The sequence below is a fragment of the Streptomyces sp. NPDC002076 genome (assembly GCF_053593835.1).
Genome location: NZ_JBSFDI010000006.1, coordinates 266,517 through 281,747, shown reverse-complemented (window position 1 = coordinate 281,747; position 15,231 = coordinate 266,517). Strand labels below are relative to the sequence as shown.

14 protein-coding genes and 1 tRNA gene are annotated in these 15,231 nt (G+C 71.8%); 8 read left to right on the top strand and 7 right to left on the bottom strand.

The annotated features are described in order from the left end of the window. Positions 1-58 precede the first annotated feature (58 nt). Positions 59-313 carry a cell division protein CrgA gene (crgA, locus tag ACWCQS_RS15735; protein ID WP_365720215.1) on the top strand — a complete coding sequence of 85 codons (255 nt, stop codon included), beginning with the start codon at positions 59-61 and terminating at the stop codon, positions 311-313. Positions 314-546: 233 nt separating this feature from the next. Here the strand turns inward: crgA and ACWCQS_RS15730 are convergent, their stop codons facing one another. Together ACWCQS_RS15730 and ACWCQS_RS15725 are read right to left on the bottom strand one after the other, a co-directional pair. Continuing rightward, positions 547-1,440 (bottom strand): rhomboid family intramembrane serine protease, encoded by an 894-nt coding sequence (locus tag ACWCQS_RS15730; RefSeq protein ID WP_451004927.1) that lies wholly within the window; start codon positions 1,438-1,440, stop codon positions 547-549. A gap of 113 nt (positions 1,441-1,553) precedes the next feature. Next, complete coding sequence (locus ACWCQS_RS15725) at positions 1,554-2,084, bottom strand: peptidylprolyl isomerase (RefSeq protein ID WP_451004926.1); 531 nt, start codon at positions 2,082-2,084, stop codon at positions 1,554-1,556. 282 nt (positions 2,085-2,366) lie between these two features. On the opposite strand from ACWCQS_RS15725, the gene ACWCQS_RS15720 reads away from it, so the two are divergent. Next, the gene (locus tag ACWCQS_RS15720) at positions 2,367-3,092 is read left to right on the top strand and encodes a DUF5324 family protein (RefSeq protein ID WP_451004925.1); all 726 of its coding nucleotides are present in this window, start codon (positions 2,367-2,369) and stop codon (positions 3,090-3,092) included. A 153-nt stretch (positions 3,093-3,245) separates the two neighbouring features. On the opposite strand, the gene ACWCQS_RS15715 is transcribed toward ACWCQS_RS15720, so the two are convergent. After that, positions 3,246-3,318, bottom strand: a tRNA-Ala gene (locus ACWCQS_RS15715). Between the two features lie 185 nt (positions 3,319-3,503). Between ACWCQS_RS15715 and ACWCQS_RS15710 the strand changes: the two genes are divergently transcribed. Both ACWCQS_RS15710 and ACWCQS_RS15705 read left to right on the top strand, forming a co-directional pair. Next, a complete protein-coding gene (locus ACWCQS_RS15710) occupies positions 3,504-4,052 on the top strand; it encodes a helix-turn-helix domain-containing protein (RefSeq protein ID WP_388622841.1) in 549 nt (182 codons plus the stop codon). A 233-nt stretch (positions 4,053-4,285) separates the two neighbouring features. Beyond that, a complete protein-coding gene (locus tag ACWCQS_RS15705) occupies positions 4,286-5,635 on the top strand; it encodes a serine/threonine-protein kinase (RefSeq protein ID WP_451004924.1) in 1,350 nt (449 codons plus the stop codon). Here ACWCQS_RS15705 and ACWCQS_RS15700 read toward each other — a convergent pair. Together ACWCQS_RS15700 and ACWCQS_RS15695 are read right to left on the bottom strand one after the other, a co-directional pair. After that, complete coding sequence (locus ACWCQS_RS15700; protein ID WP_451004923.1) at positions 5,599-7,026, bottom strand: hypothetical protein; 1,428 nt, start codon at positions 7,024-7,026, stop codon at positions 5,599-5,601. The genes ACWCQS_RS15705 and ACWCQS_RS15700 overlap by 37 nt on opposite strands. Before the next feature lie 173 nt (positions 7,027-7,199). Beyond that, positions 7,200-7,328 (bottom strand): DLW-39 family protein, encoded by a 129-nt coding sequence (locus ACWCQS_RS15695; protein WP_003999697.1) that lies wholly within the window; start codon positions 7,326-7,328, stop codon positions 7,200-7,202. 348 nt (positions 7,329-7,676) lie between these two features. Between ACWCQS_RS15695 and ACWCQS_RS15690 the strand changes: the two genes are divergently transcribed. Beyond that, positions 7,677-8,024, top strand: coding sequence for a DUF6344 domain-containing protein (locus ACWCQS_RS15690; RefSeq protein ID WP_451004922.1), 348 nt, complete (start codon positions 7,677-7,679; stop codon positions 8,022-8,024). Between the two features lie 128 nt (positions 8,025-8,152). Further along, a complete protein-coding gene (locus ACWCQS_RS15685) occupies positions 8,153-8,983 on the top strand; it encodes a glycosyltransferase family 2 protein (RefSeq protein WP_451004921.1) in 831 nt (276 codons plus the stop codon). Positions 8,984-9,010: 27 nt separating this feature from the next. On the opposite strand, the gene ACWCQS_RS15680 is transcribed toward ACWCQS_RS15685, so the two are convergent. Together ACWCQS_RS15680 and ACWCQS_RS15675 are read right to left on the bottom strand one after the other, a co-directional pair. Continuing rightward, positions 9,011-9,199 (bottom strand): ferredoxin, encoded by a 189-nt coding sequence (locus tag ACWCQS_RS15680; RefSeq protein ID WP_451004920.1) that lies wholly within the window; start codon positions 9,197-9,199, stop codon positions 9,011-9,013. A gap of 247 nt (positions 9,200-9,446) precedes the next feature. After that, a complete protein-coding gene (locus ACWCQS_RS15675) occupies positions 9,447-9,929 on the bottom strand; it encodes a hypothetical protein (RefSeq protein ID WP_451004919.1) in 483 nt (160 codons plus the stop codon). Positions 9,930-10,121: 192 nt separating this feature from the next. Between ACWCQS_RS15675 and ACWCQS_RS15670 the strand changes: the two genes are divergently transcribed. Beyond that, positions 10,122-10,655, top strand: a complete 534-nt coding sequence (locus ACWCQS_RS15670) for a hypothetical protein (RefSeq protein WP_451004918.1) — start codon at positions 10,122-10,124, stop codon at positions 10,653-10,655. A 358-nt stretch (positions 10,656-11,013) separates the two neighbouring features. Further along, complete coding sequence (locus ACWCQS_RS15665) at positions 11,014-15,096, top strand: nSTAND1 domain-containing NTPase (protein WP_451004917.1); 4,083 nt, start codon at positions 11,014-11,016, stop codon at positions 15,094-15,096. The last annotated feature ends 135 nt before the right edge of the window (positions 15,097-15,231 follow it).

The following is a 15,231-nucleotide window of genomic DNA, read 5'->3' as shown; positions in this document are numbered from 1 at the left end:
CCGAGCCCCGAACCGGTTACCTGCGCGGCCACGCAGCGCATCGACAGGAGAGACCCTCGTGCCGAAGTCACGTATCCGCAAGAAGGCCGACTACACGCCGCCGCCGGCGAAGCAGGCCCAGGCGATCAAGCTGAACAGCCGTGGCTGGGTCGCGCCTGTCATGCTGGCCATGTTCATCATCGGCCTGGCCTGGATCGTCGTCTTCTATGTGACCGACGGCTCGCTGCCCATCGACGCGCTGGACAACTGGAACATCGTGGTCGGCTTCGGCTTCATCGCCGCCGGCTTCGGTGTCTCCACACAGTGGAAGTAGCTCTGCCCAGGGCTATCCACTGAGTTATCCACAGGATTGTCCACATGGGGAAAAGAACGACGATCTGTGGATAACCCATCGGGCGTTGACGCCGGTATGACTGGCGCACCACCCCTCATACACCTGTTGGCCCCCTGCCTGACCTGCGGAAACACATCCGAGCGACAGGGGGCACAGCTGTGCCCGCACACGGTGCACAAGATCCGGCACAGCCTGTGGACAACGGTTCGGTGTCAGGTGAGCTGAGTGGTCCTGACCAGCGTGAGAACCACCACGACGGCGAGTACGACCGCACAGGTGCCGTACTGGACCAGCGTCCGCTTCTCGCGCGGCGCGTGGACCATCGCGTAGCCGACGGCGACACCGGCGACCAGCCCGCCGATGTGGGCCTCCCAGGCGATGTGCATGGCCGGGGTGAAGGTGATGATCAGGTTGATCACCAGCAGAGCGACGAGCGGGCGCAGGTCGTAGTTGAGCCGGCGCATCAGCACGCCGGTCGCGCCGAAGAGGCCGAAGATCGCTCCGGAGGCGCCGAGGGACTGCTGGGTGGGGTCGGCGAGCAGGTAGGTGAGCGCACTGCCCGCCAGGCCCGAGACGAAGTACAGCGCGAAATAGCGGGCGCGGCCGAGGGCCGCTTCCAGGGGGCCGCCGATCCACCAGAGGCTGAGCATGTTGAAGAGGATGTGGGCGTAGCCGCCGTGCAGGAACATCGAGGTCAGCAGGCGGTAGTACTGCCCCTCGGCGACGCCTTCGAGCGGGCCGAACAGGGAGAACTGGGCCCGGCCGATCAGTTCGAACCGGTCGGTGAGGGTGTTGCCCACGGCGATCTGCGCCAGGAACACGGCGAGGTTGATGCCGATCAGCACCTTGGTGAGCAGCCGCGGGTCGGCTGTGACCGAGCCGCCGGCGATCGTGCGGGGCCGGGACGCCGTCGGCGCGTGTCCGGTGCCGCTCGCGCCGCGCACGCACTCGGGGCACTGGAACCCGACCGAGGCGCTGACCATGCATTCGGGGCAGATGGGGCGCTCGCAGCGGGTGCAGCGCACACCGGTCTCGCGGTCCGGGTGCCGGTAGCACACGGGTACGCGGTGGGCGGCGTCCTGCGTGCTGCCTTCGGCGTGATCCATCGGTTCCCCTTGTCGGTCGTGGGACTGCACCCCGGCAATGCCCCGCCCCGCTCATCCTTGTTACGGACGAGCGGGGCGTTTTGTTCCCTCCGGCGGTGGGCCCGGCGGTGGGCTCAGCCCTCGCGCTTCTCGACGACGACCGACTCGATGACGACGTCCTTGGCCGGGCGGTCGTTGCGGCCGGTGGGGACGGCGGCGATGGCGTCGACGACCTTCTGGCTGGCCGGGTCGGTGACCTCGCCGAAGATGGTGTGCTTGCGGTTCAGCCACGTCGTCGGGGCGACGGTGATGAAGAACTGCGAGCCGTTGGTGCCCGGGCCGGCGTTGGCCATGGCCAGCAGGTAGGGCTTGTTGAAGGACAGGTCCGGGTGGAACTCGTCCCCGAACTTGTAGCCGGGGCCGCCGATGCCGCTGCCCAGCGGGTCGCCGCCCTGGATCATGAAGCCGCTGATGACACGGTGGAAGATCGTGCCGTTGTAGAGCGGCGTCCTGCTCTTCTCACCCGTGCCGGGGTGGGTCCACTCGCGCTCGCCCTGGGCCAGCTCGACGAAGTTCTTGACCGTTTCCGGCGCGTGGTTCGGGAAAAGCTGGACCACGATGTCGCCGTGGTTGGTCTTCAGGGTGGCGTAAAGCTGCTCAGCCACGATCTGCCTTCCGTTGTCTTTCTGTGACTCCCCGATCCTCGCATGGCCGGGCCCGTACGTCGCCCGGCAGCCACGAGTTCCGCCCGGAAGGCAGCGCGCGGCGCCGATTCGTGGCAGTGTCGACGGCAGGATCGGGTTGCCCGGGAATTATCCGGAATGGCTCCGAAGGGAGCAATCGGCACCCATATGCCCGCCCTCGCATGCCGCGCGGACCATCGGGAGGCATGATCCTTAAAAGGGTGGAAAGTCGAAATACCGTACGCCACCGAGGAGGAGGAACCCGTGACCCGCATCGACAGCGTGCGCGCCGCGACCGGCTCGGCGAAGGACAGCGTGCTGCACGCCGCGGAAGTGGTGGCGCCCTACGCGGACACAGCCAAGGAGCGTGCCGCGCTCTACGCGCAGGAGGCACGCGTACGGCTGGCGCCCGTGGTGTCCCAGGCAGCCGAACAGGCCCGCGTGCAGTACGACGCCCGGCTCGCCCCGCGTCTGGAGCAGGCTCGTGCGCATGTGCCGCCGAAGGTGGATCTGGCGGCTCAGGAGGCCGCCGTCCGCGCCCGTAAGGCCGCCCGGCAGGCCGCCGAGTACTCGCGGCAGGCTGCCGAGTACTCGCGTCCGAGGATCGAGCAGGCCGTGGCCGCGACGGCTCCGGTCCGTGAGGAGGCCGCCGCGCGTGGCGCAGCCGCCTTGGCCGCCCTGCGCGGTCAGGTCTCGGCGGAGGAGATCCAGAAGCTGGCCCGTCGGCACGAGCGCCGGTCCAGGGCCAGCCGGACCGTGAAGGCGCTGGCGCTGTTGGCCGTGCTGGCCGGTGGTGCCTTCGCCGCCTGGAAGTGGTGGGACAAGCAGGCCAACCCCGACTGGCTGGTCGAGCCGCCGGCCGCGACGGAGGTGCCGGAGTCGGGCGGCCGGATCAGCTCGGTGGACGGCAGCGGTACCTCGGCCCTGGACCCCGAGGTGCAGGCGAAGCAGGCCGAGGAGGATGCCGCGAACGAGGACGACGAGCAGTAGCACCGGACACGATCGCATGACGTGGGCCGTCAAACGGGCCGTGGGTCGGTCGAGTTGACGCTGGCTTGCCCACGGCCCGTCTCACGGCGCGGCCTGCCGACGAAAAATGCCTCCCGACCTGTGTTTCCGCAGGTCGGGAGGCATTTTTTGGGGTGGAGCCTAGGGGAGTCGAACCCCTGACATCCGCCATGCAAAGACGGCGCTCTACCAACTGAGCTAAGGCCCCGGGAAGCAGCGGCCGGCCGGAGGAACCGCGTTCCGGCGGGCGCCGCAGACCAGAGTACCGGGTCACCCCCGGTATCCCGCAAAAAGATTGGGGGTCCCCGCGAATGACCACGCTCCGTAAGATGCTCGACGTGGTTCGCTACAGCGAACCGCGCGGTCTTTTAGGGGAAGCGATGGGGAGACGCAATGGACGCCGCACAGCAGGAAGCCACCGCGAGAGCGCGGGAGCTGCAGCGGAACTGGTACGGGGAGCCGTTGGGGGCGCTCTTCCGTAAGCTCATCGATGATCTCGGGCTCAACCAGGCCCGTCTCGCCGCGGTGCTGGGGCTGTCCGCTCCGATGCTCTCGCAGCTGATGAGCGGCCAGCGTGCGAAGATCGGCAATCCTGCCGTGGTCCAGCGGGTGCAGCTGCTGCAGGAGCTGGCGGCGCAGGTCGCGGACGGCAGTGTGAGCGCCGCCGAGGCGACCGAGCGCATGGACGAGATCAAGAAGTCGCAGGGGGGCTCCGTGCTCAACAACACCACCCAGACCACGAGTGGTTCCGGGGCACCGACGGTCAAGCGGGTGGTCCGCGAGATCCAGTCGCTGCTGCGCTCGGTGGCCGCGGCGGGCGACATCATCGACGCCGCGGACAGCCTCGCGCCGGCGCATCCCGAGCTGGCGGAGTTCCTGCGCGTCTACGGCGCCGGCCGCACCTCCGACGCCGTCGCGCACTATCAGTCCCACCAGAACTAAGGACCCACGGCCCGGTCCACGGAGGGGGTCCGGGGGCCGGGCCGGGGCACAGTCAGGTGACAGTCCGGGCGACCGGGCGCGAGGGGCGGTCCATGGGGGTGGACCGGTTCTCGAACGTGGAGCGGGGTCGTATCACTCATCACGGGGGGGATCAGGGGGAACCGAGGGGGGAGCGGGGAAACAAGGGGGCAGGGTGACCGGCGCGGGTTCCGGGGGAGGAGCGATGGGCTGCCATGGGTGAGGTGTTCGCCGGCCGGTACGAGCTGGCCGACCCGATCGGACGCGGGGGCGTGGGCGCCGTATGGCGTGCCTGGGACCACCGCCGACGGCGCTATGTGGCCGCCAAGGTGCTCCAGCAGCGTGACGCCCACTCCCTGCTGCGCTTCGTGCGGGAGCAGGCCCTGCGGATCGACCACCCCCATGTTCTCGCTCCGGCCAGCTGGGCCGCCGACGACGACAAGGTGCTCTTCACCATGGACCTGGTCGCCGGCGGCTCCCTGGTCCACCTCGTCGGTGACTACGGCCCCCTGCCGCCGGCGTTCGTGTGCACCCTGCTCGACCAGCTCCTGTCCGGTCTCGCCGCCGTGCACGCCGAGGGTGTCGTCCACCGCGACATCAAGCCCGCCAACCTCCTCCTCGAGGCGACCGGGACCGGACGGCCGCGGCTGCGGCTGTCCGACTTCGGCATCGCCATGCGGCTCGGTGAGCCCCGTCTGACGGAGACCAACCTCGTGGTCGGCACGCCCGGTTATCTCGCCCCGGAGCAGCTGCTCGGCGCCGAACCCGACTTTCCCGCCGACCTGTTCGCCGTGGGCCTGGTCGCGCTGTATCTGCTGGAAGGCGCCAAGCCTGACACCAAGGCGCTCGTGCAGTACTTCGCGGAGAACGGCACGCCCGGGCCGCCCAAGGGCATCCCGGAACCGCTCTGGCAGGTCGTGGCCACCTTGCTCCAGCCCGACCCGGACGCGCGCTTCCGCACCGCCACGGGTGCGCGCAAGGCGCTCGCCTCCGCGGCGGAACTCCTGCCGGAGCCCGAGCCCGACGACGAGCTGATCGAGATCTTCGACCAACTGGGCCCGCTCCCGCCGGGGTTCGGCCCCGACGGCCCCCATAAGAGGGCCTCCGGAGTCGCCCTGGACCTGACCAAGGACACGGATACGAGCCTGGCGGGGGGCGGCGGTGGCGATACCGGCTCGCTCTCGGACACCGGCAGTTTCCGTCTGCCGCCGCCCCAGGAGCTCCCGGCTTCGGTTCAGGAACTCCAGGCGCCCGCCCAGGAGCCCCCGGTCTCCGAGCCGCCGGCGCCGCAGGCCGTAGATCCCCTCTCGTACCCCCTGCACGTCCAACAGGTCCAACCGCACGATCACCATGTTCACCACGCCCCCAGCACCTCCACCGCCTCGTACACCGCGCAGGTTCCCTCTCCGGCTCAGCCGATCTCAGGCGTGGCCGTGCAAGGGCGTGCGGCGCGCCGGGCCAGGCGGAAGCGGCGGCCCGGGCCGTCGGCCAAGGTCGCGATTCCGATCCTGTTGCTGGCCCTGGCCTGCTACGCGGTGGGTTTCTGGGCGTTGACCCGCGTCTGAGCCCGCTGAGCCCACTGAGTCCGCCGAGCGCGCCGCGCCGTCACCGTCCACCCGGCGAGGGCCAGCAGCAGCGCTGTCCCCAGGCCGATCCCGCCGATCGCGACGAGCCACATCACGGGGTCGTCCCCGCCTCCGGTGCTCCCGGTGAGCGCCGCCTCCCGGTCCCGCTCCGTGACCGTGAACACCTCCTCCGGCACGGGCCGCCCGGCGTACTCCGGGCCGGCGTGCGCCCGCCCGGCGAGCCGGACCCGCAGGGTCACCCCGAAGGGCCCCGGCCCGAACGTGCCGGTCATCTGCTCGCTGAGATGCAGCACCAGGTAGTAGTCGCCGGCGAAGCGGACGGAGGTCACCCCGGCGGGGACGGCGTAGCGGTTGGCGTACTCCACCGGCGGGAGCGGGGCGAGTACGGCGGGCTTCTGTGTGCCGGTGTAGCCGAGGGCGGCGTCCTCGACCAGGCCGCGGACGGGGTTGTAGAGGGAGAGGTCCAAGGCGCCGCCGACATAGCCGTGCCCGGTGGCGCCGCCCAGTTCGGCGGAGGCGTGGAGCTGTCGGCCCCAGTCGACCGGCACCTTGTAGAACCGCGTCTCGCCGGGCACGAGGGATGTCCGCCAGACCCCTTGGCCCAGCGGGCTCGCGGAGGCGAAACCGGCGCCGCCGGTACGGTCGCGGGGCTCACCGGTGAGCGGCTCGGGCGTTGCGGAGTCCCAGGCCTGCGGCGCCGTGGTGGCCCCGGTCTGCGCCGTACGCGGTTCCGTGACGGGAGCGATCTCCAGGTCCCACCGCTGCGTGGGGGCGGCCGTACCTGAGCCCTGGGCGTCGAGGCGCCGGACGACCACGTAGTACGTCCCCCTGCCCTGGCACACCGCCCTTCCGGCCTCCCGCTGCCCCAGCGCGGTGACCGGGCGCGGGCTGAGCCCGGCGCCGAAGCGGGCGCCCGCGAAGGAGCAGGGCGTGCCGGTGGCGTCCTGGACCGACACGCTGATGCCGTCGGTGGCGGAGACGGTGGCGTCCGCCGGGGGTACGGCGGTGACGGGGACGTAGGCCGTGTCGGTGGCGCCGAGGTCGAGGCGGTAGTAGAGCCGGCCGTTTCTCGGGAGGGAGCTGCGGTAGGTGCGGCCCGGGTCCAGCCGTGGTGCCGTCACGGTGCCCGTCGCTCCCGCGACGGTACGGGCGCCGGGCGCGAAGGCGTACGACGCCGACGGCCCTTTCTCGGCGCGGGCCGCGTTCCCGTACGCGGATGCCGTGCCGCTCCCGTACGCGGCCGCCGTGCCGCCCGGCAGGACGAGCAGCGCGCACAGCCCCGGCAGCAGGAGCCGCGGCAGCAGGGCCGTCCGCGGGACACCGGGGACCGCTCGGCCGTACCGCCGCCACCACGCCGTACGCTCCCGCACCTGCCGCCCTCCCCAGTCGTACCGGACCGCGCTCCATCCTGCCCCGTACGCCCCTGCGCCACCCGGGCAACGGGTACAGCCGTCCTAAACGCCCGGCACGGGCGGAGGGCGGGCAGCACAAAGCCCCGACCGCGAAGGCGGTCGGGGCCTGTTTCAGATTCTGTTATCGGCACTCACGAACCCGTGGGCACGGAGTCAGTCGCCTCCGTCCACAGATCCTGCTCGGCGCGATCCGCCTGGATCTGGCGGTACACGAGGAGCCCGCCGATGGCGGCCAGTGCGACCAGGAGCAGCTTCTTCACCGCGCGACCTCGTCTTTCCTTGACGTAGGGGACCTCTGGCGCCCGACTATACACACCGACCGATACCGATCGGTGACCTGCGCCGGGCCCCAACTCCCGCCTCCGGCAGCGCAATAGCCCAGGTCCGGCGCCATTCCGATCGGAGGGTGATCACACCCCCACGGACGGTTACTTTGCTCCCCCTTCGCTCCCTCTCAGCAGGTTTTGGGGTTTTCCGACCCTCTTACGGCCATCCGAGTGGTGTTCATCGGAACATCGCCGCGCCACGGGCGTCGGTCCACCACTTCGCGTTCCACATACACATCATGAGCAAAGTACGCAAATCGCCCAACCCGAAAGTGAGGGGCCATGACCCAGAACAAGGTCATGAAGCTGTGGACCGCCATCGTCACCGCATTCCTCGCGCTGTGCACGGCGCTCGGACTCGTCACCACCACGACCGCCACGACCGCGGCGGCCGCACCCCGGCCCGAGAGCCCGAGCACCGGCACCGCGCACAAGACCATTCCGACGATCCCGGCGCCACGACACTGGTCCTGGTCCCACACCAGGGCCCTGCCCCCCACGATGAAACAGCGGATCCGGGCCGAGGCCCACGGAAAGTCTCCCCGTTGCCGGCAGCGTCCCCTCATCGACACAGAGGCGGAGACCACGATCACCCCCGCGGAGCACTCGGCGTCCACGCTCGACTGCTGATCTCCAGCCTCCACGCAGTACCGCAACGTCTCGACACCAGGCGACTTGCGTACGCACCAGTCGACACGGAAAGACCCCCGGCCGGGTTCGGCCGGGGGTCTCGCGCTGTTGTCGGCTGTGTGGGGTGTATGACCTGGGAGGATGACCGACAACACCCCGGAAAGGTGGTGAGTGCTGCCTTGACCCGGCGCGTCACCGTTGTCACCGCTGTCCACGGCCCGTCCGCGCGCTTCCTGCCGGACGCCTACGCGTCCCTGTGCGAGCAGCGGCTTCCGGGTGGCTGGGAGTGGGAGTGGGTGATCCAGCAGGACGGTACGACGGACGAGGTCCGCCCCCATGTGCCGGACGACACCCGTGTGAGCTTCGGCCAGAGCCGGCCGGGCGGGCCCGGAGTCGCCCGCACCATCGCGCTGGCGCGCGCCGGGGGCGCGTATGTGAAGGTGCTGGACGCCGACGACCGACTCCCGCCCGGCGCGCTGGCCCGCGATGTGGCCGTGCTGGAGGCGCACCCCAGCGTCGGCTGGACGACGTCCCAGGCCCTGGACCTGCTGCCGGACGGCTCGACGGTGGGCTTCCCCGGCAACCCGGACGACGGCCCGCTCGAACGCGGTGTCGTGCTCGATCACTGGAAGCGGCACGACTTCCGCGCACCGGTCCATCCGGCCACCCTGTGCGTCCGGCGTGAGCTGCTCATCGCGCTCGGCGGCTGGATGGCCCTGCCGGCGTCCGAGGACACGGGCCTGCTGCTGGCGCTGGACGCGGTGAGTCGCGGCTGGTTCTCGGCGGAGGCCGGCCTGCTGTACCGCAAATGGGAGGGCCAGGTCACGGGCCAGGTGTCCCACGTCGATCCCGTCGAGCGCACGGCCCGGATGGCGGTCGCCGAGGCCCGGGCGCGCGCGCTGGCCGACCTCGGGTGGTCCTACCCGGCCGGGCCGGCCGGCACGTCGTCCACCGGCTGAGCCGCTCCGGAAGTGCTCACCGGGTCCCTAGTCCGTGAGCGCGATCGCCTGCGAGGGGCACTTCTCGGCCGCCTCCTGGACCTGCGGGTCGTCGCCGGACTCCGCCCTGCCGGGCCGTACGACGCCGTAGCCGTCCTCGAACGCGAACACGGCCGGCGCCCGGTGCGCGCACTCGGCAGAGCCGTAGCACTGCGAGCGGTCGACGGAGACCTTCATGCATCCTCCAGCCCTGGACGGTGGCTTCCTGGACGTCATTGCCCGGGGAACCGCCCGCTGAACCGGCCCTGTCGGCGCTGATGATCGCGTTTCGGCCCTGTCGACGCTAGGCCCTGTCGTCAAACTCCCTCCCCCAGCCTTCGGCCGGGGGGACCCCCAGAGCACGCACCTACTGCATACATCAGCCGCTCCGCGGCGGGCGCGAGGCCCGCCCTCCGGGCGGACGGCGGGAGTTTGACGACAGGACCTAGCCCTGCCGGCCCGCCACCGAGAGCCAGTGGGCCACCCGGCGGACCGTGGGTTCGTCGAGCAGGTCGGCCATCGTCCGCACCGCCTCGCCGTCCTCGGCGCTCAGGTCGTACAGGCCCGCCCTGCTCAGGCCGGCCATGAGCACCTGGTGCCGGCGGTCCGTCATGCGTTCCGCGAGCTTGGCCGGTTCACCGGTGCCCGGCACGGCCGGGCCGGTCGAGGTGGGCCGGTCGGGAGCGGACGCCTTGCCCGCCGGGGCGTCGAAGAGGTGCCAGGCGCCGTCCTTGGGCCCCCACAGCGCGACCGTCACCTCCTCGCCGCGCGCCCGCACGGTCTGGGTCATGTCTCCAACGGCGTACAGCACGGGCGCCCGGTCGGGGGACTCGGCGCCCACCGTCCAGGAGTCCGCGGAGGGCTGATGGAACATCGCGACCCAGCGCGGAGCACCGGGCGGTCGCGGACACGGGGGACGCTTGTGCATGACACTCACCCCTTCGGGAACGGGTCGCTCACCATCGGGAACAGCCGCCGACACCGTATCTGACGGTTAGTCAGATATCCAGCGCGCTCCGGACTCTCGGCCGCGCGCTTCTGGCCTCTTGAAGGCCGACGTGGCACCCTGCCCGCACCCAGGACCAGGGTGCGGTGTCGTCCCGGACGAGGGAGGCCGAGGATGAGCGGACGGGAAGAAGCGGCGGCCGCAGCGGCCACGGAGGAGGCCGAGGCGCTGCGCAGGCTCCACGGGGCACGTGCGCGGAGCGCCTACGACCGTGCGGTCGCCGCGTGCCGGTACGCCGGTGTCGGCCAGGACGCCGCTGAGGTCGTCCCGACAGGCCCCGTCGGCCGGGCCGCCAACGCGCTGCGCCTGTCGGCCGAGGCGCTCGCCGCGCTCACCACGGCCGCCCCTGACCCCGCTGCGGACGCCCGCTGTGCCCGCAACGCCGCCGCCACCGCAGCACTGGCCGCCCAGGTGGCCGCGACACGGGACGGCGCCGGCACCACAAGCTCAGTCATACCGTCCGCCACCGCGTCCGCCGCAGCATTGCGTGCGGCGCTGGCGGCGTCCCAGGCCGCCGCTCTCGCGGCCGGTGGTGGTGCGCTGGGGCGGGATGCGGCCCTGAACGCGTCCGCCGAGGAGGCCGAACGCCACGCCGTGGTCATGGCCCGCGCGGCCGGATGGCTCAAGGTGAACACGACAGCCGGCTGAAGCAGCGGCGTGGGCGGTGTTTCACGTGAAACATCCACCCGGCCCGCCCGGAACACACCCACCTGCCCGTCCGGTACCGGTCCCTCCCCTCGTGGGGACCGGTACCGGACGGGCAGAGGCGTTCGATGGAAATTGGCCGAGATCCTTCAGCGTCAGGGGCTGTCTGTCCGAGCACGGGGGCCGTGGCCTGTCCGGACGGTGTGTGACGGTTCCACTACCGGGTCCGGATCCTGCCATCTGTTGCTCACGCCGAGGAGACCGCGACCTTTGGTCCGGTGCTTATTCGCAGGTCAGGCGTATAAGGTGGGTTTTCCGGTCCGGACGTCCAGATGCGGGGGGAACGTAAAGGGGTGGGGCCTTGAGTTCCGACTCAGGGGCACGCACAGCTTTCGCCGAGCGCCTCGCGCTGCTGTACAAGGAGGCTGGAAACCCTCCCCTCAAGAGCGTCTCCGAGGCGGTCGTACGGCTGCAGCGGGTCGACGAGCGCGGGCGGCCCGTGCGGGTGTCCGCGCAGCGGATCAGCGACTGGCGCCGGGCCAAGAACGTGCCGGCCCAGTTCACCGCCCTGGCCGCGGTGCTGCACATCCTGATACCGGAGGCACGCCGACTGCGGCCCGCACCGGTGTCCACGGGACTGTACGACCTCGTGCACTGGCAGCGGCTGTGGGAGCGGGCGCTGGCCGACCCGGTGGGCGACCGGCCCGCACCACCCCCAGAAGACGACCGGCGGCCTCCCGCTCAGGACCCGCCCGTCACGGGAGGCGTCTGCCCCTACCGGGGGCTCGCGCCCTACCGGCAGGAGGACGCCCGGTGGTTCTTCGGCCGGGAACGGAGCACGAGCGCGCTCATCGCCCAGCTCCGCGCCGCCGAGCGGACCGGCGGCCTGGTGATGCTGGTCGGCGCCTCGGGAGCGGGCAAGTCCTCCCTGCTGAACGCCGGCCTGGTCCCCGCCGTACGCGGCGGCGCGCTGCACGACGAACGCGGCACCGGCATACCGCACACCAGCGCCGCACCACTCCGGGCCGCGCAGGAAACCACCGCCGACTGCGTCCTGTACCTCGTCCCCGGTGCCGACCCCCTCGGTGAGCTGGTCCGCCGTATCCCCGATCTCGGCACGGTCGCCGCCGACGCGCGTCGGGCCGAACAGAAGGCCACGGAGAATCCGGTGGTTCCCGGCTCCGACGCCCCATGGGTGGCCCGGGCCGCCCGCGAGGCCGTGTCGGAGTGGGCCCACCGCGAGACGTCCGCCGAATGCCGCCCCGTCGTCGTCGTGGACCAGTTCGAGGAGGCGTTCACGCTCTGCTCCGACGAGGCGGACCGGCGCACGTTCCTCCAGCTCCTGCACGCCGCCTGCACCCCGCCCGCCGACTCGGACGAGCCCGCACCGGTGCTCGTCGTCCTCGGCATCCGCGCCGACTTCTACGAGCAGTGCCTCGGCTACCCGGAACTGGCCGACGCGCTCCAGCACCGGCACATGGTGCTCGGCCCGCTGACCAGCGCCGAGCTGCGCGAGGCGGTGACCGGTCCGGCCAAGGCGGTGGGTCTGGAGCTGGAACCCGGGCTCGCCGAGCTGATCGTCCGCGAGGTCAGCGCCGACGGACCGCGCGGGGCACACGACGCGGGCGTGCTCCCGCTGCTCTCGCACGCCCTGCTCGCCACCTGGCAGCGCCGCAAGGCCGGACGGCTGACGCTGGCCGGCTACCGCGCGGCCGGCGGGATCCAGGGGGCGGTCGCGGCCACCGCCGAGCGTGCCTGGTCGGGGCTGGACCCCGCGGCCCGTACGGCCGCCCGGCTGCTCCTGCTGCGGCTGGTCCGGCTGGGCGAGGACACCCAGGCCACACGGCGGCGGGGCACCCGGCGGCAGCTGGCGGAGGAGTCGGCGGACCCCGGCAAGACGGAGGAGTCCCTGGAGGCCCTCGTACAGGCCCGGCTGGTGACGCTGGATGCCGACACCGTGGAGATCACCCATGAGGCGCTGCTGCACGCCTGGCCCCGGCTGCGGCACTGGATCGACGACGACCGGGGCGACCAGCTGCTGCGCCAGCGCCTGGAGGAGGACGGCCGGGCCTGGGAGGACTCCGGCCGGGACAGCTCGCTGCTCTACCGGGGCTCCCGGCTGGAGCAGGCGCGCAACTGGGCGCGGTCGGCCGGGGACACGTATCTGACCCGCAGCGCGGTGGAGTTCCTGGCCGCGGCCGTCCGGCTGCGCAAGCGCACGGTGTGGATCAGCCGGTCCGCCGTCGCGGCGCTGGTGGTGCTGTCCCTGGTCGCGGGCGGGTCGGCGGTGATCGCCTGGCAGCAGCGGGACGACGCCGTCTTCGAGCAGGTGCTCGCCGAGGCCGACCGGGTTCAGCGCACGGATCCGTCCCTGGCCGCCCAGCTCGACCTGGTCGCGCACCATCTGCGCCCGGACGACGAGGGCACGTACAGCAGGCTGATCTCGATCGTGAACGCGCCGCTGGCCACCCCCCTGTCCGGCCACACCGGTGCCGTCTACCTCACCTCCTTCAGCCCCGACGGCAGAACACTGGCCACGGCCAGCTACGACCGGACCGTCCGCCTGTGGAACGTGGCCGACCCACGCCACCCCAGGCCGCTGGGCAGGCCGCTGACCGGCCACACCAGCTGGGTGAGCAGCGCCGTCTTCAGCCCGGACGGGCGCACCCTCGCCAGCGCCGGCGACGACGGCACGATCCGGCTGTGGGACGTCACCGAGCCCGGCCGCCCGAAGCCGCTCGGCAGTCCGCTCACCGGCCACCGGGGCACGATCTATCTGGTGGCCTTCAGCCCGGACGGCCGCACCCTCGCGAGTGCCGGCGAGGACCACACGGTACGGCTGTGGAACGTGACCGACCCGCGCCGGCCGAGCGAGCTCACGGCCCTGCGCGGGCACAGCGCCGCGGTGCGCAGCGTCGCGTTCAGCCCCGACGGGCACACCGTCGCGGCGGGCGGTGACGACAACACGATCCTGCTGTGGAACACGGCCGACCCCCGCCGGCCGAAGCAGTACCCCACCGCGCTGAAGGGCCACACGGACCTCGTGCACTCGGTGGCGTTCAGCCCCGACGGCCGCACCCTCGCCTCGGGCAGCGCGGACGACACGATCCGCCTCTGGAACGTCACCGACCCCGCGCACCCGTCCGTGCTCGGCTCGCCGCTGGCCGGGCACACCGGCCCGATCTGGTCGGTGGCCTTCAGCCCGGACGGCAACCGGCTCGCCGCCGCGAGCGCGGACAGCACCGCCAGCCTGTGGAACGTGACCGATCCGTCGTCCCCCTCACAGGTCGGGGAGCCGCTCGCGGGCAGCAGTGGGGAGATGTACGCCCTGGGGTTCAGCCCCGACGGGCGGACCCTGGCCACCGGCAGCGGCGACAGCAAGGTGCGCCTGTGGTCGCTGTCGACCTCGGACATCATCGGCCGCACCGGCGCGTTCCGGCCGGACGGACGGGTGCTGGCGACGGCGGCCCGGGACGGCCGGCTGCGGCTGTGGAACGTGACGCGGCCCGGGCAGCCCGTGCCGCTGGGCCAAGCCTTCATGCAGGCGGACGGCGGCCATCGTGCACCGGTGTTCTCCCCCGACGGCCGCACCCTCGCCGTCCTCACCAACAACCAGTCGGTGTACCTGTGGAACGTCCGCGACCCGTCCCACCCGGTCGCCGCCGGCCCGCCCATCCGCTTGCGGACGCGCTTCGCGGGGCCCGACACGCTCGCCTTCAGCCCGGACGGCCGCATCCTGGCCACCGCCTACGACGACGCCACCATTCAGCTGTGGAACGTCACCGACCCCGCGCACCCCGTGGCGCTCGGAAGGCCGCTGACCGGCCACCGCGGCTACGTCAACGCGCTCGCGTTCTCCCCCGACGGCCGCACCCTGGCCTCCGGCAGCGCGGACAGCACGATCCGCCTGTGGAACGTCACCGACCCGGCCCAGCCGACCGGGCTCGGCCGGCTCACCGAGCACTCGGGCCCGGTCAACGCGATCGCCTTCAGCCCGGACGGGCACGTTCTGGCCAGCGGCAGCGACGACGACACGGTCCGGCTGTGGAATATCAGCCACCCCGCCTCGGCAACCGCGCTGGGCGCGCCGCTCACCGGCCACACCGAGGCGGTGAAGCTGCTGACATTCAGCCTGGACGGGCACGTTCTGGCCAGCGGCGGCAACGACAACACGGTCCGGCTGTGGAACGTCAGCCACCCCGCCTCGGCGACCCCCATCGGCCAGTCGATGAGCCCCAACGCCAAGTCGGGCACGTTCCTGTCCTTCAGCCCCAGAAGCCGCGTCCTCGGCGTCTCCAGCGGCACGGACACGGTCCGCCTGTTGAGCCTGGACTCCGACGCGGCGATCGACCACATCTGCTCGGTCACCCGGAGCGTACTGACCCCGCAGAAGTGGCACGAGTACCTGCCCCGTCTCTCCTACGACCCCCCGTGCGACCACTGATCGGCCAACCTGACTTATTCCTGCCCGACTTCGCCCCGCAAGGCCTCCGGTCTTGTTACCCTTGGCCACAGCCCGATCGCTGGTGCATCCCCCGTCGCCAGCGGTCGGGCCTTTTCTTTCCCCATGTGCTCCACA

What these genes read in the sequence shown, in the direction of transcription:
- ACWCQS_RS15730 (WP_451004927.1), bottom strand. Translation starts at nt 1,440, where the DNA reads ATGGATCACGCCGAAGGCAGCACGCAGGACGCCGCCCACCGCGTACCC.
- ACWCQS_RS15710 (WP_388622841.1), top strand. Translation starts at nt 3,504, where the DNA reads ATGGACGCCGCACAGCAGGAAGCCACCGCGAGAGCGCGGGAGCTGCAG.
- ACWCQS_RS15705 (WP_451004924.1), top strand. Translation starts at nt 4,286, where the DNA reads ATGGGTGAGGTGTTCGCCGGCCGGTACGAGCTGGCCGACCCGATCGGA.
- ACWCQS_RS15690 (WP_451004922.1), top strand. Translation starts at nt 7,677, where the DNA reads ATGACCCAGAACAAGGTCATGAAGCTGTGGACCGCCATCGTCACCGCA.
- ACWCQS_RS15685 (WP_451004921.1), top strand. Translation starts at nt 8,153, where the DNA reads ATGACCTGGGAGGATGACCGACAACACCCCGGAAAGGTGGTGAGTGCT.
- ACWCQS_RS15680 (WP_451004920.1), bottom strand. Translation starts at nt 9,199, where the DNA reads ATGAAGGTCTCCGTCGACCGCTCGCAGTGCTACGGCTCTGCCGAGTGC.
- ACWCQS_RS15675 (WP_451004919.1), bottom strand. Translation starts at nt 9,929, where the DNA reads ATGCACAAGCGTCCCCCGTGTCCGCGACCGCCCGGTGCTCCGCGCTGG.
- ACWCQS_RS15670 (WP_451004918.1), top strand. Translation starts at nt 10,122, where the DNA reads ATGAGCGGACGGGAAGAAGCGGCGGCCGCAGCGGCCACGGAGGAGGCC.